General features: G+C 52.3%; 22 protein-coding genes. 3 read left to right on the forward strand and 19 right to left on the reverse strand.

Features of this window, described 5'->3' with window-relative positions; all coding sequences use genetic code 11:
- Positions 1 to 27: 27 nt before the first annotated feature.
- The 3 genes from hemA to NDK47_RS18665 form a co-directional block, all read right to left on the reverse strand.
- The gene (gene hemA / locus NDK47_RS18655; protein ID WP_251871281.1) at positions 28 to 1,389 is read right to left on the reverse strand and encodes a glutamyl-tRNA reductase; all 1,362 of its coding nucleotides are present in this window, start codon (positions 1,387 to 1,389) and stop codon (positions 28 to 30) included.
- A 158-nt stretch (positions 1,390 to 1,547) separates the two neighbouring features.
- Entirely contained in the window at positions 1,548 to 3,167 is a 1,620-nt protein-coding gene (locus NDK47_RS18660) for a methyl-accepting chemotaxis protein (RefSeq protein ID WP_251871282.1), read from the reverse strand.
- 10 nt (positions 3,168 to 3,177) lie between these two features.
- Positions 3,178 to 3,336, reverse strand: coding sequence for a hypothetical protein (locus NDK47_RS18665; RefSeq protein WP_251871283.1), 159 nt, complete (start codon positions 3,334 to 3,336; stop codon positions 3,178 to 3,180).
- A gap of 62 nt (positions 3,337 to 3,398) precedes the next feature.
- Between NDK47_RS18665 and NDK47_RS18670 the strand changes: the two genes are divergently transcribed.
- Positions 3,399 to 4,337 (forward strand): DMT family transporter, encoded by a 939-nt coding sequence (locus tag NDK47_RS18670; RefSeq protein ID WP_305883343.1) that lies wholly within the window; start codon positions 3,399 to 3,401, stop codon positions 4,335 to 4,337.
- 67 nt (positions 4,338 to 4,404) lie between these two features.
- Here the strand turns inward: NDK47_RS18670 and NDK47_RS18675 are convergent, their stop codons facing one another.
- The 12 genes from NDK47_RS18675 to racE form a co-directional block, all read right to left on the reverse strand.
- Positions 4,405 to 5,757 carry a protein O-GlcNAcase gene (locus NDK47_RS18675; protein ID WP_251871284.1) on the reverse strand — a complete coding sequence of 451 codons (1,353 nt, stop codon included), beginning with the start codon at positions 5,755 to 5,757 and terminating at the stop codon, positions 4,405 to 4,407.
- A gap of 36 nt (positions 5,758 to 5,793) precedes the next feature.
- Positions 5,794 to 6,462 (reverse strand): ribosome biogenesis GTP-binding protein YihA/YsxC, encoded by a 669-nt coding sequence (gene yihA / locus NDK47_RS18680; RefSeq protein ID WP_251871285.1) that lies wholly within the window; start codon positions 6,460 to 6,462, stop codon positions 5,794 to 5,796.
- The gene (lon, locus tag NDK47_RS18685; protein WP_251871286.1) at positions 6,462 to 8,798 is read right to left on the reverse strand and encodes an endopeptidase La; all 2,337 of its coding nucleotides are present in this window, start codon (positions 8,796 to 8,798) and stop codon (positions 6,462 to 6,464) included. The genes yihA and lon overlap by 1 nt, the downstream gene beginning before the upstream one ends.
- Before the next feature lie 245 nt (positions 8,799 to 9,043).
- Positions 9,044 to 10,741, reverse strand: coding sequence for an ATP-dependent protease LonB (gene lonB / locus NDK47_RS18690; RefSeq protein ID WP_251871287.1), 1,698 nt, complete (start codon positions 10,739 to 10,741; stop codon positions 9,044 to 9,046).
- Between the two features lie 228 nt (positions 10,742 to 10,969).
- Positions 10,970 to 12,235, reverse strand: a complete 1,266-nt coding sequence (gene clpX, locus NDK47_RS18695) for an ATP-dependent protease ATP-binding subunit ClpX (protein WP_251871288.1) — start codon at positions 12,233 to 12,235, stop codon at positions 10,970 to 10,972.
- A gap of 22 nt (positions 12,236 to 12,257) precedes the next feature.
- On the reverse strand, positions 12,258 to 12,839 hold the full coding sequence (clpP, locus tag NDK47_RS18700) for an ATP-dependent Clp endopeptidase proteolytic subunit ClpP (protein ID WP_251871289.1): 582 nt from the start codon (positions 12,837 to 12,839) through the stop codon (positions 12,258 to 12,260).
- 224 nt (positions 12,840 to 13,063) lie between these two features.
- Positions 13,064 to 14,356: a trigger factor gene (tig, locus tag NDK47_RS18705; protein ID WP_251871290.1), complete on the reverse strand. Its 1,293-nt coding sequence runs from the start codon at positions 14,354 to 14,356 to the stop codon at positions 13,064 to 13,066.
- A 133-nt stretch (positions 14,357 to 14,489) separates the two neighbouring features.
- Positions 14,490 to 15,014: a metallophosphoesterase family protein gene (locus NDK47_RS18710; protein WP_251871291.1), complete on the reverse strand. Its 525-nt coding sequence runs from the start codon at positions 15,012 to 15,014 to the stop codon at positions 14,490 to 14,492.
- A gap of 28 nt (positions 15,015 to 15,042) precedes the next feature.
- On the reverse strand, positions 15,043 to 15,645 hold the full coding sequence (locus NDK47_RS18715) for an XTP/dITP diphosphatase (RefSeq protein WP_251871292.1): 603 nt from the start codon (positions 15,643 to 15,645) through the stop codon (positions 15,043 to 15,045).
- Positions 15,638 to 16,411 (reverse strand): ribonuclease PH, encoded by a 774-nt coding sequence (gene rph / locus NDK47_RS18720; protein ID WP_251871293.1) that lies wholly within the window; start codon positions 16,409 to 16,411, stop codon positions 15,638 to 15,640. Before rph ends, NDK47_RS18715 begins: the two co-directional genes overlap by 8 nt.
- Before the next feature lie 151 nt (positions 16,412 to 16,562).
- Positions 16,563 to 17,621 carry a GerMN domain-containing protein gene (locus tag NDK47_RS18725; RefSeq protein WP_251871294.1) on the reverse strand — a complete coding sequence of 353 codons (1,059 nt, stop codon included), beginning with the start codon at positions 17,619 to 17,621 and terminating at the stop codon, positions 16,563 to 16,565.
- Positions 17,622 to 17,756: 135 nt separating this feature from the next.
- Positions 17,757 to 18,572: a glutamate racemase gene (gene racE / locus NDK47_RS18730; protein ID WP_251871295.1), complete on the reverse strand. Its 816-nt coding sequence runs from the start codon at positions 18,570 to 18,572 to the stop codon at positions 17,757 to 17,759.
- A gap of 200 nt (positions 18,573 to 18,772) precedes the next feature.
- Here racE and NDK47_RS18735 point away from each other — a divergent pair, with 200 nt between their 5' ends.
- Positions 18,773 to 19,738 carry a superoxide dismutase gene (locus NDK47_RS18735; RefSeq protein WP_251871296.1) on the forward strand — a complete coding sequence of 322 codons (966 nt, stop codon included), beginning with the start codon at positions 18,773 to 18,775 and terminating at the stop codon, positions 19,736 to 19,738.
- A gap of 199 nt (positions 19,739 to 19,937) precedes the next feature.
- Positions 19,938 to 20,321, forward strand: coding sequence for a DUF3899 domain-containing protein (locus NDK47_RS18740; RefSeq protein ID WP_251871297.1), 384 nt, complete (start codon positions 19,938 to 19,940; stop codon positions 20,319 to 20,321).
- On the opposite strand, the gene NDK47_RS18745 is transcribed toward NDK47_RS18740, so the two are convergent.
- The 4 genes from NDK47_RS18745 to NDK47_RS18760 are packed head-to-tail and all read right to left on the reverse strand — an operon-like array spanning position 20,312 to position 24,179.
- Complete coding sequence (locus tag NDK47_RS18745) at positions 20,312 to 21,259, reverse strand: ABC transporter ATP-binding protein (protein ID WP_251871298.1); 948 nt, start codon at positions 21,257 to 21,259, stop codon at positions 20,312 to 20,314. The genes NDK47_RS18740 and NDK47_RS18745 overlap by 10 nt on opposite strands.
- Positions 21,256 to 22,278, reverse strand: coding sequence for an ABC transporter ATP-binding protein (locus tag NDK47_RS18750; RefSeq protein WP_251871299.1), 1,023 nt, complete (start codon positions 22,276 to 22,278; stop codon positions 21,256 to 21,258). The genes NDK47_RS18745 and NDK47_RS18750 overlap by 4 nt, the downstream gene beginning before the upstream one ends.
- 20 nt (positions 22,279 to 22,298) lie before the next feature.
- The gene (locus NDK47_RS18755; protein WP_407653453.1) at positions 22,299 to 23,237 is read right to left on the reverse strand and encodes an ABC transporter permease; all 939 of its coding nucleotides are present in this window, start codon (positions 23,235 to 23,237) and stop codon (positions 22,299 to 22,301) included.
- A gap of 9 nt (positions 23,238 to 23,246) precedes the next feature.
- Positions 23,247 to 24,179, reverse strand: coding sequence for an ABC transporter permease (locus NDK47_RS18760; protein ID WP_251871301.1), 933 nt, complete (start codon positions 24,177 to 24,179; stop codon positions 23,247 to 23,249).
- Positions 24,180 to 24,197: the final 18 nt, after the last annotated feature.

The raw sequence follows: 24,197 nt of genomic DNA on the forward strand, positions 1-24,197 counted from the left end.
CTCTCTCCTCTCTTTCTCTATCGGAATCTATTTCGGGACTCGGGAGGCCAGGACCTGTTCACGGAAAGCATTTTGCTTCGCTTTTTCTTTTTCCCAATCCGCTTCACGCTCGGCCCGCTCCAGAATCTCTTCCAGTGCAAAAATAGTGGAGAACATGTCCAACGCATCGGGACCATCTTGTTTGGCAGCCATCTCTTTTAGGCGCACGACCGGATCATGCAATAATTGATTAATCATTCCTTTGGTCGTTTTTCTGATGATGTGCCGCTCTTTTTCGGTCAGATGCTGTAATTTGTTTTCAATCTTGCGCATACCTTCCGTGTGGATGTCCAGCGCTTTTTCACGCAGTGCTGCTATCAGCGGAGCCACCCCCAGCGTCTGGTACCAGGTAGTAAACGCAACGAGTTCTTCGCCAATCATTCCTTCCAAGCGCTCTGCTTCTCTCGATCTTTCTTCCAGGTTGCTGGCCACAATTCCTTCCAGATCGTCAATATCGTAGAGATAGACGTTCTCCAGATCATGCAGACTCGGGTCCAAGTCGCGGGGAACGGCGATGTCAATCATGAACAGCGGACGATGCTTGCGCTGCTTCATGATCGGCTGCAGCTGTTGCTTGGTGATGACATAGCCGGATGCACCGGTCGAGCTGATGACGATGTCTGCGGTCAGCAGCGCCTCAGGCAGCTGCTCCATCGTACAGGCGTCCCCTTGAAATTTTTCGGCCAACAGCTGTGCTCTCTCCAGTGTGCGGTTGGCGACACGAACATGACCGGAACCATTGGCATGCAAATGCTTGGCTGTCAGCTCGCTCATTTTTCCGGCACCGACAATCAGCACTTCTTTTCCGGCAAAGGAACCGAAAATCTTTTTCCCCAGCTCGATTGCAGCATAGCTGACGGAGACCGCATTTTGCCCAATAGCTGTTTCCGTATGGGCACGTTTGGCAAACGTAATCGCTTGTTTGAACAAGGTGTTGAAGACGGTTCCTGTCGTTTTCAACTGCTGGGAAAGCGTAAATGCATCCCGCACTTGGCCGAGAATCTGTGTTTCCCCCATGACCATCGAATCCATTCCGCAGGATACACGGAAAAGATGCTCGATTGCCTGTTCGTTTCCTTTTATATAAAGATGTTCTTTGAATGTCTCTTTGCTGACACCAAACCACTCCGCCAAAAATCTGAGCGTGTAGTCACGTCCTACGTTCAACTGATCACAGACGACATAGATTTCTGTACGGTTGCAGGTTCCAAGGATAACGCATTCTGCAATGCTCTTTGTCTGGGAGAGAAGATAAAGAGCCCGAGATGTGCCGTCATCGCTGAAAGTAAATTTCTCGCGAATCTCGACAGGTGCTGTTTTGTAGTTTAGACCCACTAAAAGGATATCCATAACGTCCTCCCGGTAATACAATGCCAGCCGGCTCTGCTTAAAATTCACTATCATTATATCATTATGTCCGAAATGGGTCAGATGTAATTGTGAAAAGTTTATTAACGGATGACACTTCCGGGAAATATGAGAGGTTCGCCTGTTTTTTCAGGGTCAACTCAGATGCGAAAGCGACTCGTGATTCTCTCAAGCGCATGGGTTTTCTCTGCCAGTTCCTCTGCCTCTCCGGCCAGCAGATGCACACTTTGTGTCTGTGTTTCTACCGCAACGGCTGCTTCCGACACACTTGCCGCAAACTGAACGGCAATCCCTTCTACTCCCCGAAGCGTCTGGCTGATCTTTTCGCAGTCCTGGACCAGAATCTCAGCCAGCTCTGCGTTTTCCAGCGACATGCTTTGATTTTCATCCACTACTACCTGCAGATGACGAATGGCCGCACCTGCTTCCTTGACAAAGCGTGTTGAGGATTGCAGCTCTTCCAGCTGACCTTCTACCTCGCTGGCTGCGATCATCACGTCTTGTTGGACAGTCTCTGTGGTCGCCAAAATACGTTCTGCAAATCGTCCTGTCTCTTCAGCCAGATGCCTGATTTCAGCGGCGACGACGGAAAAGCCCCTGCCGTGCTCTCCTGCTCGCGCCGCTTCGATGGAGGCGTTGAGTGCAAGTGTGTTGGTCTGACGCGCAATTTTCGTAATCGCTGACACTTGCTCGCTGATTCTCTCCATCTCTGCTGTCAGTCTGCGAATCGCTTCCGCTGATCGAACCATCCCGGCTTCAGCCAGGCTGACCTGCCGCGAAGCTGCGTCTACTGAGGATGTGCCCTGTTCCGTTGTCGCTGCAGCGCTGTTACTGATCTCTTTTGCACGCTGCAGGGCATATTTCATGCCGTCCAGCATGATCATCATATCGGACAGCTTTGCCACTGCCATCGACAAAGCTTCTCCCTGCTGGGCGCTGCCTGTTTGGAACTGTCCCATCATTCCCCCCAGCTCATCAAAGGTATCAGCCAATTCCTTCGACTGGGAGGCCTGTTTCCGGCTGATTGCACCTGTCGCCTGCGCCGTTGCGGAAATCTCTTTGATCATATGCTGAATCCCCAAGGCCATTTTGTTCAACTCTAAACCCATCTGATGAAATTCGTTTCGCGCTGTCGTTTCAATTTTCCCGGTCAAATCTCCGGCTGAGACCGCTCGCATAAACTCTCGCCATTGACGAATGCTTGCACGCATGCCCCGATGGATGAAAAAGCCTCCAGTCATGCCGACGAACAGCGATACCCCGGCCCAGGCAAGCACGCTTGGTAACGGCAGCTCCATGAGGTATCCGATCATCAAGCCTGCGATGCTGGGTACGGTGCTAAGTCCGAACAAAATCGGGCCGAGGAAGGGGCGATGCAGGATCGTCCCCATGCGCAGGACATAGCGCCTGCCGTGAAATGCTCCGATCGGTATGGCTGTGTCCAACAGCCACTCCCCTGTATCACGCAGGTATAACTGGGAGATGGTCTCGCGAGCAGCCGCCGCATTCCTGCCTACCTCATCCGCAAAGACAATTCCCTCTCGCAGGCGATTGGTATGTATGTGGGCATACCCCGTTTCATCGACAATCACAAAGTACTCCCGATTGCTCAAATTCTGATCGAGCACCCTGCGTATGGCTTCACGCGCGGCCTCCAGTTCTCCTTCCTTCCGTAACAGATCGGAAAGCTGCTCTGCCATCCGTTTTCCCTTGTTTTCTGCCCGTCTGGTTTTTCCCGACCCTGGCAATATTTGCTTCATATAGAGTCCCTCATTTCTCATATCGCTCATCTTTTTTGGACATGTTTGTCAGACCAGGAATGTATTTTCTATATTTTCCGATATTTCCTACAAAAAGCCAAGCCTTCACTTCTATTCCTCTTTCGTTTCGGTTATTTTCCTTGCTTTCATCGACTGTTTCCCTTATCATGCTTGCATGATCACCTGAACGTTTGGAATCGTCTGATTTGTCCTGGAGGGAGAGAGAAAACCTTGAAAAAGCAGTGGATGGCGGATACGACTTTACTCTTGATTGCAATAATCTGGGGAGCTACCTTCCTCGTGGTTCAACAAGCAATCACCGCACTTCCGCCAAATGCTTTTAACGCTGTCCGTTTTTCCATCGCCGTGCTTTTTCTGCTCGTGATCCAGCTTCTGTTTTTTCGACAGCAGTGGCGCGAGTGGAGTATTCCGCTGTTCAAAGCAGGTGCGCTAATCGGCTTTTGGCTCTGCCTCGGTTATGCCCTGCAAACTGTCGGCCTGCTGTACACGACACCTTCAAAGGCCGGTTTTATTACCGGGCTTTCTGTTGTCCTCGTGCCGCTTTTTTCCTTTCTGATCTTGCGTGAACGTGTAAAGACAACCGCGACCGTGGGTGTCATCCTGGCCGCCATCGGCCTGTACCTGTTGACACTGAATCAGTCACTCAGCCTGAATACTGGTGATATGCTCGTATTTGGCTGTGCGATCTGCTTCGCCCTGCAAATCGTGATTACGGGCAAGTATTCGCCCAAATTCCCTGCCTTGCCGCTGGCGATCGTGCAATTAGGTACCGTGGCTGTCCTAAGCTGGGGTTATGCCTTCTTGTTTGAAGACTGGCGTTTGGCACTAAATCCGGAGGTCCTGCTGATTCCGGAGGTCGCGAGGGGACTTTTGATCACATCCATTTTTGCGACAGCCCTTGCCTTTCTGGCTCAGACCGCTTTGCAGAAACAGACCAGCTCGACCCGAGTGGCTCTGATTTTTGCACTCGAACCTGTCTTTGCGGCCGTTACCTCTTATCTATGGATACACGAAGTATTGACAGCGCGGCAAATTTTTGGCGGCTTTCTCATTTTCTTCGGCATGATCTTGGGGGAGCTGCCTATTACCGAGTGGCTCAAGCTCTGGCAAAGCAAACGGCAAAACGCCAACAGCCGAAAATCGGCCTGAAGACGATATCCCCCTCACACACAAAAAAGGAGCGGACCTCTCTCGAGTGTCTGCTCCTTTTTCGATTTCACGTTGATTTCCGAACCTCTAGCAAGAGCGCTTCCACAAACAGGCTCATGACCTGACCACAAACCTTCTGCGGCAGACGCTCCGTGCGTTTTACCCACTGCCTGAGCCGCAGCATATGGTACGCTGCTTGTGGAATGCGTCCGTTCGTTCCGGCATCAATCAGGGCTGTCGCCGTCTGTCCCACCTTGGCCCAGTGCCGATATTTTTCCACCCATTTGCTGATTTCCTGAGAAAGCTTTTGGTTTTTCATTCTCGACAGCAAGTGATGGGCAGTTTCCTCCATTTCCGAAAACATCAATCCCAGCTTGCGGATGGCCAGCTCTTTGTTCCCATGCTGAAATTGAAAGCGGAATTGCATAAACGACTCCAAAAGCGCTGGCGATTCCGTTTCATGCAAAAATGAGCTTTGTACGTTATCCGCAAAACGCAGAAGGGCTTGCGCGTCCTCTGGACCTGCTACTTCCTCCACTGCCCGCCGCCAGGAGCGTATCGGATCATACCCGGCGGGATCGCGCAGATAATCGGCAATCGTGATCAGCGGAATTTTGGAGCTCTCTACCCGTTCCATGGCATTGGCGACGTATCCGGCAGCCAACTGTCCCAACTCCGGATCTCGGTTTCTGAGCGGGCCAATATGAAGCTCGTTGGCCATCGCCAAGTCATTTACGGGATAATTGTCCCAAAAGAGCGGTTGATGTCCGGTGTACTCCTGAAAGCGGATCGCATCGCCCTCGGTCAGAAACGGAGAACAGACAAATCTGCCCGTCCAAAAGAGGTGAACGTCCTGGGGCAAACGCTGTCCCAGCCGGGAGATATACGGTTCGTTGCCCAGCCCGTGATACTGCGTCGGACAGATCACCAGCTCTACTTCCTCCGTCCAGCCCGTGATCTCATCCCAAATCCGCAGCGTCGTGTCAGCGTGTGCATCAGCCAGTGTACCATACTGCTCAACATCTGCCGCATGCAGGAGGTTCTGCGGGATATCGTCAAACTGAAGAGCAAAATGCCTGACTCCCCGCTCATACATGTTGCGGTACTTCCCCAGCAGAGTCTCGGTGTGGTCCCGGTTTGAATACTCCATGTTTAATCCGGGACTTAAGCAGTAATAGAATGCGAGACTTGCAGACTGGCACGCATGGATGAGTTCATCGAGCTGACGTAGCCTCTCTTCCGGATGCTTCTCCTGCCATCTTTCCCGCAGATAGGGGTCATCCTTGGGAGCGTAAAAGTACGCATTGAACTGATGCCTTCCCAAAAACTGAATCATGTCCAGTCTTTCTTCATGCGTCCAGGGCTTGCCGTAGAACCCCTCGATGACACCGCGTATGGGAAAGCGTTCGTGCCTTGTCACACAGGGGCCTCCTTTCCCGTTCGCTGATTGACGTCTCTATTTTTTCTCTGCAGGTGTTTCTGCTTGGGCAGACGTATTTTGCGTTGCAGGGGCTACGTCGGCGCTTGCCATCTCTTTCTCTTCATAGAGGCGTCGTTTGATTTCCGCCCAAAGTTCATCCCGCCCTTGGCCTGTTTCTGACGAAAAGATCAGAAGCGTATCAGTCGGACGCAGCTTTAGCTGCTCGCGAATGATTTTGGTATGCTGCAGCCAGCGGCCACGCGCAATTTTATCCCCTTTGGTTGCGACGACAACGGTGGGAATTCCAATTTCCTTGCACCATTCGTACATGGCAATATCATCTTTGCTGGGCGCATGGCGGATATCGACCAATTGGATAATAAAACGCAGCTCTTCCCGCTTGCTCAGATACGATTCGATCATTTTTCCCCACTGTCCCTTGATCGATTTCGATACCTTGGCGTAGCCATATCCAGGGAAGTCCACAAAATAGAGCATTTTATTTACTTGAAAATAGTTAAGCGTCTGAGTTTTTCCCGGCTTTTGACTGGTGCGGGCAAGTCCTTTGCGGTTCATCATCTTGTTTAGCAGCGAGGACTTGCCGACGTTAGAGCGGCCTACCAAAGCGATTTCCGGCAGGCCGTCCGTCGGGTATTGAGCGGGTCCGACAGCACTAATGATAAATTCAGCGGAGGTAATCTTCATCAGGATTCACCAGCCGTTTTCTTGACTAACGCATGACGAAGGACTTCATCCAGATGCTCCACTGGAATGAACTTCAGGTCATTCCGCACGCTCTCCGGTATATCGTCAATGTCTTTTTCATTGTCTTTGGGCAAGATGACCGTCGTCAAACCAGCGCGATGAGCGGAAAGGGATTTCTCCTTAAGTCCGCCGATTGGCAGGACGCGGCCGCGCAGGGTGATTTCCCCCGTCATCCCCACTTCTTTGCGCACCGGGATTCCCGTGAGTGCTGAGATCAAGGCCGTCGCCATCGTGATCCCTGCGGAAGGTCCGTCTTTGGGTATGGCACCTTCGGGAACGTGAATATGGATATCGTTCTTCTCATGGAAATGGGGATCGATCTCCCACTCGGCTGCGCGGGAACGGATGTAGCTAAAGGCTGCCTGCGCAGACTCCTTCATCACGTCGCCCAATTGTCCGGTAAGGGTAAGCTTTCCTTTGCCTGGCAGGATGGAAACCTCTACATTCAGCGTATCACCGCCAGCTTCCGTCCAGGCAAGCCCAGTGACCGAGCCGATCTGGTCTTCCTTCTCTGCCAAGCCATAGCGGAAACGCGGCTTGCCCAGCAGACCTTCAATCGTTTTGGCCGTGACGACAACGCGCTTTTTCTCGCCGCTGACAATCAGCTTGGCCGCCTTCCGACAGATGTTGGCTGCCTCGCGGTTCAGGTTGCGCACACCCGCTTCACGCGTGTACTGGCGAATCACCTTGAGCATCGCTTCTTCCTGAATCTGCAGCTTATCCTTGCCCAGTCCGTGGTCTTCCATTTGTTTTGGCAACAGATAGCCACGCAGGATGTTCAGTTTTTCCAGCTCGGTGTACCCAGAAATGGAGATGACCTCCATCCGGTCGAGCAGCGGTCGCGGAATGGTGTGCAGGCTGTTGGCCGTCGTGATGAACATGACATTGGTCAAGTCATACGTCTCTTCAATATAGTGATCACTGAACTTGTCATTCTGGTTCGGATCGAGCACTTCCAGCAAAGCAGACGCAGGGTCGCCGCGGAAATCAGAGGCCAGTTTATCAATCTCATCCAGAAGGAATACGGGATTGACAGTACCCGCCTGTTTCATTCCTTGAATAATCCGTCCAGGGAGAGCGCCGACATAGGTACGGCGATGTCCGCGAATCTCTGCTTCGTCACGCACCCCTCCCAGGGAAATCCGGACGAATTCGCGCTCCAGTGCACGCGCAATAGAACGGGCCAATGAAGTTTTCCCCACGCCCGGAGGACCAACCAGACAGAGAATCGGGCCACGCATGGAATTGACCAGCTTTTGGACAGCCAGGTATTCCAGCACCCGCTCTTTTGGTTTTTCCAGGCCGTAGTGATCTTCGTTCAAAACATCTTCGGCATGCTGTATGTCCAGATTATCTATCGTTTTCTTCGTCCAGGGCAGGGCCAAAAGAGTGTCAATGTAGGTTCGAATCACGGAACCTTCCGCAGAAGTTGACGGCATTTTCTCCAGGCGTTCCAGCTCTTTCTCAATCTTGTTTTTGATCCGTTCCGGAGCGTCCGATTTTTCCAGTTGGGAGCGCAGCTCGTCAACTTCGCCCTGTCGTCCGTCCCGGTCGCCCAATTCCTTTTGGATCGCTTTCATCTGTTCGCGCAGATAGTACTCTTTTTGCGTCCGTTCCATCTGCTTTTTGACCCGACCGCTGATTTTGCGCTCCAGCTCCAGAACCTCGCGCTCGTTATTCAGGATATCCAAGAGAATATCCAAGCGCTCTTTGATGTTGGTGGTCTCCAGAATCTCCTGTTTGTCGCGCATTTTCAGCGGCAGATGAGAGGCAATGACATCGGCAAGACGTCCTGGCTCCTCAATGTCACTGACGGAGGTAAGTGTCTCCGGGGATACTTTCTTGGATAGCTTGATGAACTGCTCAAAATGAGTGAGCACAGCTCGCATCAATGCTTCTGCTTCGTTTTGATCTGTATTTTCTTCCTCCAGGTAGGTGATGACTACCTGAAAATATTCGTCCTGCTTCACATACTCTTCAATTCTGGCCCGCTGCAGACCTTCCACCAGAACCCGGATGGTTCCGTTGGGCAGCTTCAGCATTTGTTTGACCCGTGCTACAGTGCCGACAGAATAAATCTGATCGGCCTCTGGTTCTTCTATATGGACTTCCTCCTGCGTGGCCAACAAAATCTTATTGTCATCCACCATGGCTTGCTCCAGTGCGCGAACGGATTTATCCCGTCCCACATCAAGATGCAGCACCATGGACGGATACACCAGCAACCCGCGCAACGGGAGGAGTGGAATCTCTCGTTTTCCGGAACGATCGCCCAAGCTTATGCACCTCTCCTTGATCTGAACAGTCTTTGCAGTCATTTTTTCAAAAGTGGACCCATCTCTTTTTCCGCTTGCTCACGCGGGAATCCAACTTTTTTTTACAAGCAAAAACGGCCCGTGAACAGCCGTTTTTGATCGTCCTGACACGCTTCTTCTCCCTTCTTTTGGGAGAGTAGTCGAAGCTTCTTATCATTGTAGCGTAAACAGAATCCGATGTCTAATTTCAGCGTGCTGTTCCACACTTACAAGGAGAGAGGGGAAGAAGCCAGATCTTCCGCGGGCAGTTGCAGTGTAAAACCGGTGCTTTCTACTTCCGGCTCTGCGGCTTTTATGAGCGCTGCTTCCAATACCTGCGATACGGTGGATACCGGGATCACCTCGATGCTCTCCAGCTCTTCGAAGATGGTCTGCCAGTTCTCTTCCGGTACGAGCACACGAGTGGCCCCTGCCGCTTTGGCAGCCTCCACCTTGGCAACCACACCGCCTACCGGTTTTACTTTTCCGTGGATACTGACCTCTCCCGTCATCGCCAACAAATTATCCACGGGGATTTCCTTGATCGCTGAATAAATGGCTGTTGCAATGGCGATTCCCGCTGATGGGCCATCTACGGGAACTCCCCCTGGAAAGTTGACGTGGATATCGTAATCAAAGGGGCGGATACCCAAGTGATGAAGCACGGTCAACACGTTGTCGATGGAACCCATGGCCATGGACTTTCGCCGGATGGTCCGGCCCCGCCCACCAATTTCCTCCTGCTCGGCAAGACCCGTCGTGGTGATCCGCCCATTTCCCGGGACGGCAGCCAGAGTCGCAGTCACTTCCAGCTCCATGACACTCCCCATGTTTGGCCCGTAAACGGCCAACCCGTTTACCAGTCCCACCTGAGGGGTCGCATGAACCTGTTTCTCTTGACGCGGGGATTTTTGACTGCTGTGCACAACCCATTCCACATCGCAGGATTTGATCACGTTGCGCTTCTCGGTCAAAGCGATCCCGGCCGCAATTTGCACGGTGTTGATCGCTTCACGCCCATTGGTTGCGTAGCGTTCGATCACTTGCACAGCTTCATCCTCCATCGCAAGCTCCATTTTTCCGCCAGCGGTACGGACGATGCTGCCAATCTCCGCCGGTTTCAACGGACGGAAAAAAATCTCCAGACAGCGGGAACGCAGTGCGGGAGGCAGCTCTTCCGGCATGCGCGTCGTGGCTCCCACCAAGCGAAAATCTGCCGGCAGGCCGTACTTGAATATTTCATGGATATGCGCAGGAATCTGCGTATTTTCTTCACTGTAATAAGCACTCTCGAGGATCACTTTGCGATCTTCCAGAACTTTTAACAGCTTGTTCATCTGGACAGGGTGAAGCTCACCGATCTCATCGAGGAACAAGACACCCCCATGGGCTTTGGTCACGGCTCCTGGTTTCGGTTGCGGCACCCCGGCCTGGCCAAGCGCTCCCGCTCCCTGGTAAATCGGATCGTGAACGGACCCGATCAAAGGATCGGCAATTCCCCGTTCGTCAAAGCGGGCGATCGTGGCGTCGATTTCAATAAACTTGGCGTCACCTGAAAAGGGAGACAGACTGTTTTTCTTCGCCTCTTCCAATACAACGCGGGCAGCCGCTGTCTTGCCCACACCCGGCGGTCCGTAAATAATGACATGCTGTGGATTGGGACCGCATAATGCAGCTCGCAGCGCCCGCAGGCCATCCTCTTGTCCGACAATTTCATCCATGGCGGCAGGACGGGTTTTTTCCGATAACGGCTCCGTCAATGCGATCATTCGCATCCGGCGCAGTTGGTCCATATCTTTGCGCGATTCCTTCTCACTTGAGGTTTTATTTGTCCGCTGGGCACGCAGCAATTTCCAAAAATAGGTACCAATAATGATTGCCACAACCACTTCTACACAGGCAATCACAAGTGTTGTATAGTTCATCCGCAGTCCCTCCCATGCTCACTGGCAGCTATTTCGCAGACTGTTTGTCGTTCTTTATTCGCCAACAAACAAGCCTTTCGTTCGCGTCTCTTGAACTATAATGAGTAGTATTGCCTGCCAATCCTGGGTGTAAACTTAAAAACCAGTGAACCCACCCCTGCCACTCTGTGCCATATGACAAAAAACCCACCTCCAAAAAGAGGTGGGTTTCTCATTTCACATATTGGATCAGGCGCTTTCGTGTTTCCGCTCCTGGCCTTCTTTTGTCAACAGCTTGGGCTTCGCTTTATCCTTGACGGTCTCCTCGGTGATGACACATTTGCTGACGTCATCACGGGATGGCAGTTCGTACATCATATCCAGCATGATCTGCTCAATAATGGCACGCAGACCGCGGGCCCCGGTATTTCGCTTGATCGCTTCCTTGGCAATCTGACTCAAGGCTCCAGGATCAAACTCCAGCTCGACATCATCGAGACTCATCATTTTCTGGAATTGTTTCACCAGCGCATTTTTCGGTTCGGTGAGAATTTGGATCAGCGTCGCTTCATCTAGCGGCTCCAGTGTGGCCAGAACTGGCAAACGACCGACAAACTCTGGAATCAATCCAAACTTGAGCAGGTCTTCCGGCAACACGTATTTCAGGTACTCGCCCTGTTTCAGGTCGCCTTTTACTCCTTCGCCCACTTCTGTCCCGAAACCGATCACTTTTTTACCCAAACGGCGCTTGATGATCTGTTCCACTCCATCAAAGGCTCCGCCGCAGATGAAGAGGATATTGGACGTATCGATCTGGATAAATTCCTGATGCGGATGCTTGCGGCCCCCTTGGGGCGGCACGCTGGCTACGGTTCCCTCCAGGATTTTCAGCAAAGCCTGCTGAACGCCCTCACCGGAAACATCACGAGTAATGGACGGGTTTTCCGATTTGCGGGCAACCTTGTCAATCTCATCGATGTAAATAATGCCCTTTTCGGCTTTTTCCACGTCGTAATCGGCTGCCTGAATCAGTTTCAGCAAGATGTTTTCTACGTCTTCCCCTACATAACCTGCTTCGGTCAGGGAAGTAGCATCTGCAATTGCAAACGGCACGTTCAGAATTCGCGCGAGCGTTTGTGCCAGCAAAGTTTTCCCGCTGCCGGTAGGACCGATCAAAAGAATGTTGGATTTTTGGAGCTCGACGTCCTCAATCTTGGCTCCGGAGTTAATCCGTTTATAGTGGTTGTAAACCGCTACCGCCAGTGATTTTTTCGCCATATCCTGCCCAATCACGTAATCGTCCAGGATGTTCCGGATCTCCATCGGTTTCGGGATCTCTTTCATGTCGATTTCTTCTTCCGTTCCCAGCTCTTCCTGTACAATCTCGTTGCACAGTTCGATGCACTCATCACAGATGTACACGCCCGGTCCGGCAACCAGCTTTCTTACCTGTTCCTGTGATTTGCCGCAGAACGAGCATTTCAACTGGCCTTTATCATCGTTAAATTTAAACATGCACGTATCACCTCACTACGAGTCAGTTTTTCCGCTCAATAATGGCGTCGATCAATCCGTACGCTTTAGCTTCCTCTGCGCTCATAAAATTGTCCCGATCGGTGTCTTTTGCCACTGTCTCGTATGGCTGACCAGAGCGATCTGCTAAAATTTCGTTTAACTGACGCTTGGTTTTCAAAATCCATTCGGTGTGAATGCGAATATCCTCCGCCTGGCCGCGAACACCACCCAGCGGTTGGTGAATCATCACCTCGCTGTTAGGCAGGGCAAAGCGCTTCCCTTTGGCTCCCGCTGACAGCAATACGGCTCCCATACTGGCAGCCATGCCTATGCAAATCGTGGACACATCCGGTTTGATAAATTGCATCGTGTCATAAATGGCAAGTCCGGCCGTGACCGAGCCGCCTGGCGAGTTTATGTACAGATGGATGTCCTTCTCCGGGTCTTCTGCTTGCAGGAAAAGCAATTGCGCGACCACGACATTGGCCACATCATCGTCAATTTCACTGCCCAGAAAAATGATCCGGTCTTTCAGGAGCCGCGAGTAGATATCGTACGCGCGTTCTCCCCGGTTTGTTTGTTCAATCACCATTGGTATTACCATATGTATTCTCCTCCTCTGCTCTGCGCTCAAGAGGTAATGGCAGCGAGGGTCCTGGGCTGCCCAGACGGCTGCAGGCAAAGCCTATTGAATGGGATTGCCATCACATCCGTCAAAACATTGAAAGACGCGTGTTGAAAAACAAGGCACGATCAAAAAATCGTGCCTTGCCTTCACAAGTCCACAAGCAATACTCGCTTCTGAACAATCATACGGTCTTCCTAAGATTATGCGCTAACTTTGCTTTCTGCAACCAGGAAATCGACTGTTTTGCGAGTTTGCACATCGCGGTAAAGAGCAGCCATACCGTCTTGTGCAGAGAAGATCTTGCGCAGTTCATCAGCCGGACGGCCGTATACGCCAGCCAGCTTTTCCAGCTCAGCGGTTACATCTTCTTCTACAACTTCGATGTTTTCTGCTTTTCCGACCGCTTCCAATACCAGGGAGGTGCGTACACGGGAAGTCGCATCGGCGCGCAGTTGGTCACGGAGCTGGCTTTCGTCCATGCCGGAGAACTGGTAGTAGAGATCCAGCGTCAGGCCTTGGAATTGCAGGCGTTGTCCAAACTCTTGCACCATTTGATCCAGCTCGTGTTCGATCATGACGGCCGGGATATCGATTTCAGCGTTCTCTGCTGCTTTCAGAACCAATTGCTCGCGAACGTATTGTTCTTTGTCTTGCGCTGCTTTTTCTTCCAGCTTTTTCTTGAGGTCAGCTTTCAGTTCATCCAGCGTGTCGAACTCGCTCACATCTTTTGCGAACTCATCGTCCAGTTCAGGCAGGTTTTTGCGCTTCAAGCTGTTCAGCTTCACTTTGAAAACAGCTTCTTTTCCTGCGAGATTCGGAGAGTGGTACTCTTCTGGGAATGTTACTTGGATTTCTTTTTCTTCACCGATGTTCATTCCTACGACTTGCTCTTCAAAACCGGCGATGAAAGTACCGGAACCCAGCTCCAAAGAGTAGTCCTCAGCCTTACCACCTTCGAATGCTACACCATCCTGGAAGCCTTCGAAGTCGATGATCGCAGTATCGCTGTTTTGAGCCGCGCCTTCTTCTACTGCTACCAGCTCAGCGTGGCGCTCTTGCATGCGCTTCAGTTCTGCATCTACGTCTTCATCAGATACAGTGAACTCTTTTGGTTCAATCGTCAGGTTTTTGTAGTCACCCAGTTTTACTTCCGGCTTGACTGTTACAGTCGCCTTGAAGATCAGGGTTTTGCCTTGTTCCATCTGTTCCACGTCTACATCCGGGCGATCGACAGGCTCAATCCCTGCTTCGCGAACGGCTTGTCCGTATGCAGTTGGAAGGATGATATCCAATGCATCCTGATAGAGAGATTCTACACCAAAACGCGCTTCAAACATTTTGCGCGGTACTTTCCCTTTACGGAAGCCCGGTACGTTAACCTTTTTGGATACTTTTTTGAACGCCTGATCCAGTGCTGTATCTACCTGTGAAGCATCTACTTCAACCGTCAGGACTCCCTGGTTATTCTCTAACTTTTCCCATTTTACTGCCACGTAAACTTCCCCTCCTAGATTGGATCCACAGAAACATCGTCTGTCCTTTCTAGCAGGAACTAGCGACAGAGCGATGCAATTCTAGCCATTATAACCATTTAAGTATAGCATATATTCATCGATTTTCAAGAAGTCAACTCCGCACGGAAAAAGTTCCTCCGAGCTTCGGAGCTGGTTCTCCCCGGTGGTCGTAATAGGTGACCTGAAGCGAGATTTTCCCTTCCTTTTCTCCCAAATGCTCGAGGCAGACATACGTCGGTAAATCATAGCCCCGCGGCAGCTGCAGACTGCCTGGATTCAGGAAGAGAATGTCGCGCTCTACCGCACATCCTGGCATATGGGAATGACCAAACAGCACGACGTTGGCCCCCGTCTCCTCTGCCCGGTAATGCAGGCGCAGAAGCGAGTTTTTGACGTTGTACAAATGACCGTGTGTCTGCAGGATGTTCAGTCCCTTCCAGGCCGTCTGCCGCTCCGTCGGCACATCCGAGGAAAAATCGCAGTTTCCCTTCACGAGCAGCATTTGTGAAAACGGCTCCCGGGTATGGTCAACACAGTAATCTCCGCAGTGAAATACCGCCTCCGCCTTGTGCCTTTCGACTACTTCCTTTACTTCGCCAACCAGTCCGTGCGTGTCACTCAGGATGAGAATGCCCATTTCTCCTCACTCTCCTCAGAAGAGCCGTCTATTCCTTTTCCTTTAACGCTGAGAGCAGATTTTGCATCGCCATGGCACGGTGACTGATCCGGTTTTTCTCCTCCGGAGCCAGCTGTGCCATGGTTTTATTCTGCTCAGGCAGGTAAAAGACTGGATCGTATCCAAAACCGTTTGTTCCCGCCGGTTCGTCGACGATGATGCCTGCGCAGTAGCCTGAGGAGATAACAGGCTCCCGGCCTGGCTCCACCAGCGCAAGAACGCAGCGAAATCTTGCCGTTCGCTCATCTGCGGGAACGGCAGACAGCTCAGCCAAAAGTTTGCGCCAGTTCGCCTCATCGGTTGCGTCCTCTCCAGCGAAGCCTGCAGAGTAAACGCCCGGACGGCCATCCAGAGCATCTACCTCTAAACCGGAGTCATCACCGACTGCCGGCATTCCCAAGTATGTAGAGATGACCCTTGCTTTTTTCAGTGCATTGGCTTCAAATGTGTCGCCGTCTTCGATAACCTCCGGGACCCCTTCAAAGTCATCGAGGCTGATCCCTTCCCAGCCCAGTTCGGCAAACAACTTGTTAAACTCTTTTACTTTTCCTTTGTTTCTCGTGGCCAGTACCACTTTTCTCGGTTCAGACATGTTTTTCCTCCGTTACAGTTGCCTGCTCGCTTTTTTCAAAGGAGAGCGTCACATCATGCAGGGATTCTTTTTGGGCGACAAACAGTTGATCGATACCTTTTTTCGCCAGTGTCAGCATTTCCTGTAGTTGGTCGACGGAAAAAGGCGCTTCCTCCCCTGTTCCCTGCAGCTCGACGAATTTCCCCTGTCCCGTCATGACGACATTCATGTCTACCGTGGCGGACGAATCTTCTTTGTAATTTAAGTCGAGCATCGTTTCTCCCTCAATGATACCCACCGAGGTGGCTGCGAGCAGATCATGCAGCGGCAATTGCTTCCACGTACCGTTTTTCACCAGTTTATCCATCGCTTCCACCATCGCGACATAGGCACCGGTAATCGATGCCGTTCGGGTGCCGCCATCTGCCTGAATTACGTCACAGTCGATCCAGATTGTCCGCTCTCCCATCGCTTCCAGATGGACGACTGAACGCAAGGCACGCCCGATCAGCCGCTGAATTTCCATGGTTCTGCCTGCTACTTTTCCCTTGGAAGATTCCCGCGGGTTGCGTGTTTCGGTCGCGCGAGGAAGCATGGCATACTCGGCTGTAATCCATCCCTTGCCGCCGCCACGCATAAAGGGCGGCACACGATCCTCCAATGTCGCCGTGCAGATTACTTTGGTATCCCCTACCTCGATCAGGCAAGACCCTTCTGCGTGCTTGATGTAGTTGCGCGTAATCTTGACCGGACGCAATTGGTCATGGGAACGGCCATCATGTCTCATTCCATGTTCCTCCTAGTTTGCTTTCATCAACTCCGCCCATTATAGCAGAGACGGGAAAGGCGTTGCCACCCTCGGGGGGAGTCGTGTGCATTAAAGCTTTCCCTGAAAAAATAAAGCCACGCCGAAACAGGGGCGTGGTAGATGATCTCTATCAGTACTGCATCGAGTTGATCTGAATCGGCCTGCTTACCGGCTTGGTAAAATCAAAATTTCCACTCGTCAGCGGCTTGCCTTCAACCAGGAGTTGCACATTTTTGGCCCCCGTGCTGTCGGAGATCGACAACACCAGCGATTCTAGCGCATCCGGACTGGCTTCACGGCCTTCATCGTACTTCAAGATATCATCACTCAGATTGACAGTGACCAAACTGTTTTCCTGCCTGACATCGAGAATGCGGGTCGTTCGCAGGAGCGAACTAAACAGTTGGGAGCCCTCTTTCGGTCCTTTGATCAGTTCTTCTACCGTAGCCTTGGCGACATTTTCTGTCTCCGGCACTAAGCGAGTGACCGGGACGAAATAAGTCCGTTTGTCATCGAGTTGTCCCTGAAAATAGATGGTTACCGACGTCGTTTTCCCAGGCACGGCTCCCTCGGCTAGCTCCAGGTTCAGCCCTTGGTTCCGGTCAAGCAGGGAGAGCGGCGTGTTGTTTGCCGGCATTTCTGCGAGCGGCGTGCCGTTTATCCAAATCTGAACGGATTTGACATTGCTGAATTCGGTAAGCGCCCGCGTCACGGCATCCACGATTTTCTTTTCCTGTTTGTCGTCGTATTTGCGAAATTCCTTGGAAAAATCGACTGTTGCCACGCCGTCCTTGATCACCAGCCCTTTTACCTGGGTCCCTTTTGGCAAGACAGCCGAGAAGCCGCTTGGCAGCATGCTTTGCACTGGACCATCCTGAACCATGTAGGTTAATACCTGCTTGGCGACCCCTTCTTCTTTGGGCAGGGTCAACGATACAGGTACCACATATCCATTGGCATCGAGAAGATAGACGGTTCTCTCTGCCGATCCTTGCGTTGCCGCTACCGGCTCTCCGGCTGCTGCGTCTGCGGGGGAATGGGCGCCAGGTGTCTCTACTGCTACTTCTGACTGCGGCGGCGGATCGATACTGGTCGCTTCCTTCTCAGGTCCGAACAATCCGCACCCTGACAGCAGCAAGGCGCTCACTCCGACCGCTGCCGTCATTTTGCCGATGCTTCGCATTTTCATGTTATCCAGCCTCCTCCAGACACTTTGTACTAACATGTATACGAGCATGGCTTGGGTTTATGCGTTGTTTGTCCGAAAAGAAAGGTTCTTTCCCGCCATGAAATCCAGACGGAAAAAGAACCTTTTGTCGTTCTTCTATTTGAAGTGGGTAAGAACCTCCAGTGACTGACGCTCTACTCTCACCGGGAAACGGAGCCAATCCTCGGCAATGCGTTGAAAAGTGACGGCATCTCCGCTGGTAAAGAACAGATGCTCAGGAGCTGAAGGGAATTTCCGGCCTGCCTGTTTTTTGCTCAATGCCGCTAATTCTCGCGCAGTTTCCTCTGCCGAGCTGATCAGCGTGATCGTAGGTCCAAGCGTTTCCTGAATGAGCGGTGCGAGCAGAGGATAATGGGTACATCCCAAAATTAACGTATCCAGACGGTAGGATAGCAAAGGCGCCAATGTACGCCGCACCTCTTCCCTGGCTTCGTCCGAGCCGAGCTGGTTGCTCTCTACAAGCGGAACAAAGCCGGGACAAGCCAGCCCAAACACAAATGCGCCCGGATTGATGCGCTTGATCGCGTTTTCATACGCGCCGGAGCGTATCGTCGTCTCCGTACCGATAACGCCAATCCGCCCGCTTTTTGTCTGTCCATGCGCTGCCCGCGCTCCCGGCTCGATGACACCGATCACAGGATAAGACAAAATCGATTTTGCCTCTTCCAATACGACGGCTGTAGCTGTATTGCAGGCCACCACCAATGCCTTGATGGGAAATGCGGAAACAAACTCAATCATTTGAAAGGTGTTGGTCCGTATCTCTTCTGGCGTTTTGGAGCCGTACGGACAGCGTGCGTTGTCCCCGAAATACAGAATCGATTCTTCCGGCAATTGCCGCATCACTTCCCTTGCGACAGTTAATCCTCCCACTCCGGAATCAATGATGGCAATTGGATTATGGTTGCTCATCGCTGCTTCTCCCCTGTTGTAATCTCCATAAGTTACAGCATACCACTTTTTCCAGCGATCAACGGAAACTATTTTTCATCAAACGTAAATGTGCTACTACGATATGCAACGCAGATTCGTCACGTACTCCGCGAATGCCGCACATCCCTTGGGCTGCTTTCATAAGATGTAGTGGAAATTGCAGGCAAGGAGGAATTTCATTGCAGGATTACACTCGCCACTTATCAAACTGGAGCCAATGGGGTATCCAATGGATCGAACACCTTCGCCGAGAGCATCGCTTCAATCGCGAGCTGGAAAGGCATATGCATAAATTTGAGGAGGAATTTACCCAGATTGGACGCAAGGCGTATTCTCTCAAAAAATCGCGGGATGAGGCAGCCATCCCTGCACTCGTGAAAAAAGCGGAAGCCGTCCAGGAGCAATTCCATCAGTTATTGCGTCTGATCCAGCACGGAAACCACGAAACACAGGAAATCCAACAGATGACGAATACACCTGTGCCTGCTCGTCAGCCAACCCCGGTGCCCGTTTCCCGGCCCGTTCCGATCGGCAAGCATTCACTGCCACCGCTTCCCTACGACTACGATGCGCTGATGCCCTACATCGACGAGGAAACGATGCGCATTCACCATGACAAGCTGCACCAAAAATACGTCGACGATCTGAATCACGCAGAGAAAAAACTGGCCGAAGCCCGGGCAAATCATGATTTTGACCTGGTCCGTCACTGGGAGCGAGAGCTGGCTTTTAACGGCGCGGGCCACTACTTGCATACCATTTTCTGGAACGTGATGAGTCCTGATGGCGGCGGGGAGCCACCTGGTGATCTGTCCAGACAAATCACCCGTGACTTTGGTTCACTGGCAGCGTTTCGAGCGCAGTTCTCCCAAGCTGCGGAAAAGGTAGAAGGACCGGGCTGGGCCATCCTCGTCTGGTCACCTCGCGCGCAGCGTCTGGAGATCCTGCAGGCCGAGAAGCATCAAAATTTGTCTCAATGGGATGTTGTCCCCCTTCTGGTGCTGGATGTCTGGGAGCACTCCTATTTTCTCTCCTATAAAAACGACCGGGCTTCCTACGTGCAAAACTGGTGGAATTTGGTCAACTGGCCCTATGTAGAGGAACGGTATCAGCAGGCCAGAAAATTGCGCTGGCAGCCGTTTTAGAAACGCTAGACCTCCCGTCGTTCAAGAAAGCCCCTCCATACGGTGACGTAATTATCCCCTGCCACAGTTTATCGGCAGGGGATTTTTGTGGAACGAAGCCGTATTTTTGAGAAAGCTTTGTTTTCGTAAGCACATCTGGATGGTGGACGTGTTATGATTTTCTTATCGATGACTTGGAACAAAGGATGTGCAACACACCATGGGCAAACGACTCGGATATCTACTGACGACGGTTCTTCTGCTGGCCATCGCCGCCCGGTTTCTCTTCTCCCCTTCTACGCTTCTCCTCCTGATCAATCAAAGCTTTTTAATCGGGCTGTTCCTCACCCTGATCGGCAGTATTGCCCTGGTTCTTCGATCCGGTTTTTTCACCGTTTTTCTAAAGGGCTTCAAGCAATTGAAATCCATGTTGTTCAAACGGCCGCGCGTCATGGAAAGCGACTGGTTTCAGGAGAAGGACCCTGTGCTGGCAAAAAAAACAGAGACGCTGCTCAAAATCTGCACGTCTCTGTCTTTGTGGGCGGGCGGCACCCTCTTATTTCTCTCCATAGTCCTTACTTGTTTCTATCTCTATCAATCGTAAAGGTGGCAGGCTACCCAGTGGCCTGCCTCTGCCTCTTTCCAGACGGGTTCTTCCAGAGCGCAACGCTCCGAAGCCTTCGGGCAGCGTGTACGAAAGCCGCAGCCGCTTGGTCTGTTGGCAGGGCTCGGCAGGTCTCCCTGAAGGATGATCCGTTCACGCTGTACCGTCGGGTCCGGCACTGGTACGGATGAGAGCAAGGCCTGTGTATACGGGTGGAGCGGGTGACGATAAAGCTCACTGCTGGGCGCCAATTCTACCAGCTTGCCCAGGTACATCACCCCGATCCGGGTGGAGATATGCTTCACCATCGACAGGTCGTGGGCAATAAACAAATAGGTAAGCCCACGCTCTGCCTGCAAGTCCTCCAGCAGATTGACTACCTGGGCCTGAATGGAGACGTCCAGAGCGGAGATCGGCTCGTCCGCGATGATGAATTCCGGCTCTACCGCGAGGGCGCGGGCGATGCCAATCCGCTGGCGCTGGCCTCCGCTGAATTCATGAGGAAAACGCTGTGCGTGCTCTTTTCTCAGGCCGACCAGGTCCAAAAGCTCGGCAACCCGCTCTTTGCGGCTTCCCCTGCTGAGTCCGTGAATATCCAAGCCTTCTGCGATGATGTCCTCCACCGTCAACCGCGGATTCAGACTCGCTTGCGGGTCCTGGAAAATCATCTGGACGTCACGGTGAAACTGAGCGGACTCTTTACCCTTCAACCGGTGAACATTTTTCCCTTTGTATCGCACTTCCCCATCCGTATTCTCATACAGGCGAATGACGGTCCGACCCAATGTTGATTTCCCGCACCCGCTTTCGCCGACAAGTCCCAGCGTTTCTCCCTTTTGAATGGCAAAACTCACACCGTCAACCGCTTTTAAAATCACATCGTTCCCGATATGAAAATGCTTTTTCAGGTTATCGACTTCGATCAATGCCTCTTTCATTTCCCTTGCCTCCCTGCCGCTACCAAGTCCTCGATGCGCGGAGCACGCGGATCATGCAGCCAGCATGCAGCATGATGCCCCTCCTCGAAGCTGGTGTTTGCCGGCATTTGCTGATTGCAGATTTCCATGGCATAGTCACAGCGTGCGGCAAACGGGCAGCCTTTTGGCGGATCAAACAGATCTGGCGGCGTTCCGTCAATCGGCACCAGCCGCTGTTTTTCTTCGCCGTCAATCCGGGGCAGCGAACGCATCAGCCCCCAGGTATACGGGTGGCGAGGGGAAGCAAAGACATCCTCAACGGTGCCAGTTTCGACGACGATTCCGGCGTACATGACGACCATGCGATGCGCAATTTCCGCTACGACACCCAGATCATGCGTGATAATCACGACGGAGAGCTCCTGCTCTTCCTGCAGCCGTTTCAAAAGATCAAGAATTTGCGCCTGAATGGTTACGTCGAGCGCTGTCGTCGGCTCGTCGGCAATCACCAATTGCGGCTGACACGCCAGCGCAATCGCAATTACTACGCGCTGACGCATCCCGCCGCTGAATTGGTGCGGATACTGATTCACGCGTTTTTCCGGGTCGGGAATTCCGACGAGGCGCAGCATTTCAATCGCCCGCTTCTCGGCTTCCTCCCGCGATACCTGCTGGTTGCGGACGAATCCTTCAACGATCTGGGTTCCCACCTTCATCGTCGGATTCAAAGCGGTCATCGGGTCCTGAAATACCATGCCGATCTTGGACCCGCGGATTTGCCTCCACTCCTTTTTGCTCAGATGGGTGATCTCTTTCTCTTCAAAGAGAATCTTGCCGTCCACGATCCGGCCCGGAGGATTGGGGATCAAGCCCATGATCGCCTGAGCGGTTACGCTTTTTCCGCAGCCGCTCTCGCCGACGATCGCCACTGTCTCCCCTTTGTCCACATGGAAGGATACGCCGCGCACAGCTTGTACCTCACCGCCGTACGTCTTAAAGTTTACTTTCAGGTTGTCTATCTTGAGCAGATGTTTTTCCATTGCGGTTCCTCCTTCCAGTCCTATTCGCGCAGGCGCGGATCGAGTGCATCCTGCAAGCCGTCTCCAAATACGTTAAAAGCAAACATCGTCAAGGAAATCATCAGTCCCGGGAAGAAGAGACGCCACCAGTCCCCCGTCAAAATAACCCCCAGCGCGTCATTGGTCATCGTTCCCCAGCTCGCGTCAGGAGCTTGGACCCCTAATCCCAGAAAGCTGAGGAAGGATTCGGCAAAAATCGCCGATGGAATGGTAAAGGTAAGGTTGACGATAATGACGCCAATGGTATTCGGTATCAGATGTTTGAGCAGAATCCGGGAAAATTTGGCCCCGAGCACTTGCGATGCGAGAATAAATTCCTGGTTCTTCAACTGGAGAATCTGCCCTCGCACCAGTCGCGCCATGCCTGTCCACCCGGTTGCCGAGAGGGCAATGATAATCGTCAGCATCCCCGGCTCCATCACGACCATCAGCAAAATCACCACGAGCAGATAAGGCAGTCCGTAGAGCACTTCGATGATACGCATGATGATCGTGTCAATCCGATCACCGCGCTTTCCTCTGCCAGCCATGTAACCGGAGATACCCCCTACTGTCACGCCTACGACCAGGTCGATCAATGCAGCAACCACGCCGATCGTCAGCGAGATGCGGGCACCTGCCCACGTACGGGCAAACATGTCACGCCCCAATTCATCTGTACCGAACCAATGCTCGGCAGACAGCGGTTTATTTTTGGTGAGCAGGCTTTGGTCAGAGGCGCTGTACGGCACCAGATGGGGGCCGATGATGGCCATCAGGATCAGACCTACGATAATGGCGAAGCCGAGCATCGCCAGCTTGTTTTTGATCAGCTTTCGCAAGACCAGTTGTGCATTGGTCAGACTGGGCCGCGTCGAAAGATCACGCGCTTCCGCGTTTTTTTGCAACGGCCGGAAGAGATGATCGATTTGCTGTTCCATCGCCACTGCTTATCCCTCCTTGTTCGTCAGCTTGATTCTCGGGTCAATCAGGGTGTAGGCGATATCAATCAGGAAAATAGTGACGATCAGAATGGAACTGTAAAAAATAGTGGTTCCTAAAATGACCGGATAATCGCGATTAAAGATTCCATCAACGAAGTACTTCCCAATGCCCGGCACCGCAAAGATCTTTTCCACCACAAATGTACCGGTGATCAAGGATGCAATCAGCGGCCCCAAGAATGTGACGACGGGCAAAATCGCATTGCGTATGCCATGTCTGACCACAAGGGAAACGGTGGGAACACCTTTTGCCTCTGCCGTGCGGATGTAGTTCTGATTCATCACTTCAATCATGCTGGCGCGCATATAGCGGGTGATAATCGCCAGCGGACCAAATGCGAGCGCAAGGGACGGAAGCACGGTATGCATCCAGGTGCCCCATGTCGCAACCGGGAACAGCGGCAGTTTGATCGCAAACAGGTTGATCAAGAGCGGCGCCATGATAAAGCTGGGGATCGCCACCCCGAGAACGGCCAGGGCCATTGCCAGATAGTCAAGCCATTTGTTGCGGTTCAGCGCGGCAATAATCCCGAACAGGATACCAAAGAAAAGCGCGATGACAATCGCCTGCAATCCCAGCGTTGCCGAAGCTGAAAAACCGTCAGCGATCATGTCATTGACCCCGCGGGTATCTGATTTGATCGAGGGTCCGAGGTCGAGCGTGATCAAGTTTTTCAGATAAAGCACGTATTGAATCGGCAGAGGCTCGTCCAGATTGTATTTGGCACGCAGATTGGCCAGGATCTGCTCAGGCAGCTGATCCGATTCCGAGGCAAACGGATCGCCCGGAATCGCATGCATCAGGGAAAATGTCAGCGTTACGATGATCCAAAGCGTCAGCAGCATCATCAGAACGCGTTTTATGAGGTAATTGGACATGGCTCAACCTCCATGATG

Source organism: Brevibacillus ruminantium, assembly GCF_023746555.1.
Taxonomy (GTDB): Bacteria; Bacillota; Bacilli; order Brevibacillales; family Brevibacillaceae; genus Brevibacillus; species Brevibacillus ruminantium.

Coding starts and splice junctions, on each gene's coding strand:
- hemA (WP_251871281.1), bottom strand. CDS start 1,389: ATGGATATCCTTTTAGTGGGTCTAAACTACAAAACAGCACCTGTCGAG.
- NDK47_RS18660 (WP_251871282.1), bottom strand. CDS start 3,167: ATGAAGCAAATATTGCCAGGGTCGGGAAAAACCAGACGGGCAGAAAAC.
- NDK47_RS18665 (WP_251871283.1), bottom strand. CDS start 3,336: ATGATAAGGGAAACAGTCGATGAAAGCAAGGAAAATAACCGAAACGAA.
- yihA (WP_251871285.1), bottom strand. CDS start 6,462: ATGAAGATTACCTCCGCTGAATTTATCATTAGTGCTGTCGGACCCGCT.
- lonB (WP_251871287.1), bottom strand. CDS start 10,741: ATGAACTATACAACACTTGTGATTGCCTGTGTAGAAGTGGTTGTGGCA.
- clpX (WP_251871288.1), bottom strand. CDS start 12,235: ATGTTTAAATTTAACGATGATAAAGGCCAGTTGAAATGCTCGTTCTGC.
- clpP (WP_251871289.1), bottom strand. CDS start 12,839: ATGGTAATACCAATGGTGATTGAACAAACAAACCGGGGAGAACGCGCG.
- NDK47_RS18710 (WP_251871291.1), bottom strand. CDS start 15,014: ATGGGCATTCTCATCCTGAGTGACACGCACGGACTGGTTGGCGAAGTA.
- NDK47_RS18715 (WP_251871292.1), bottom strand. CDS start 15,645: ATGTCTGAACCGAGAAAAGTGGTACTGGCCACGAGAAACAAAGGAAAA.
- rph (WP_251871293.1), bottom strand. CDS start 16,411: ATGAGACATGATGGCCGTTCCCATGACCAATTGCGTCCGGTCAAGATT.
- NDK47_RS18725 (WP_251871294.1), bottom strand. CDS start 17,621: ATGAAAATGCGAAGCATCGGCAAAATGACGGCAGCGGTCGGAGTGAGC.
- racE (WP_251871295.1), bottom strand. CDS start 18,572: ATGAGCAACCATAATCCAATTGCCATCATTGATTCCGGAGTGGGAGGA.
- NDK47_RS18740 (WP_251871297.1), top strand. CDS start 19,938: ATGGGCAAACGACTCGGATATCTACTGACGACGGTTCTTCTGCTGGCC.
- NDK47_RS18745 (WP_251871298.1), bottom strand. CDS start 21,259: ATGAAAGAGGCATTGATCGAAGTCGATAACCTGAAAAAGCATTTTCAT.
- NDK47_RS18750 (WP_251871299.1), bottom strand. CDS start 22,278: ATGGAAAAACATCTGCTCAAGATAGACAACCTGAAAGTAAACTTTAAG.
- NDK47_RS18755 (WP_407653453.1), bottom strand. CDS start 23,237: ATGGAACAGCAAATCGATCATCTCTTCCGGCCGTTGCAAAAAAACGCG.
- NDK47_RS18760 (WP_251871301.1), bottom strand. CDS start 24,179: ATGTCCAATTACCTCATAAAACGCGTTCTGATGATGCTGCTGACGCTT.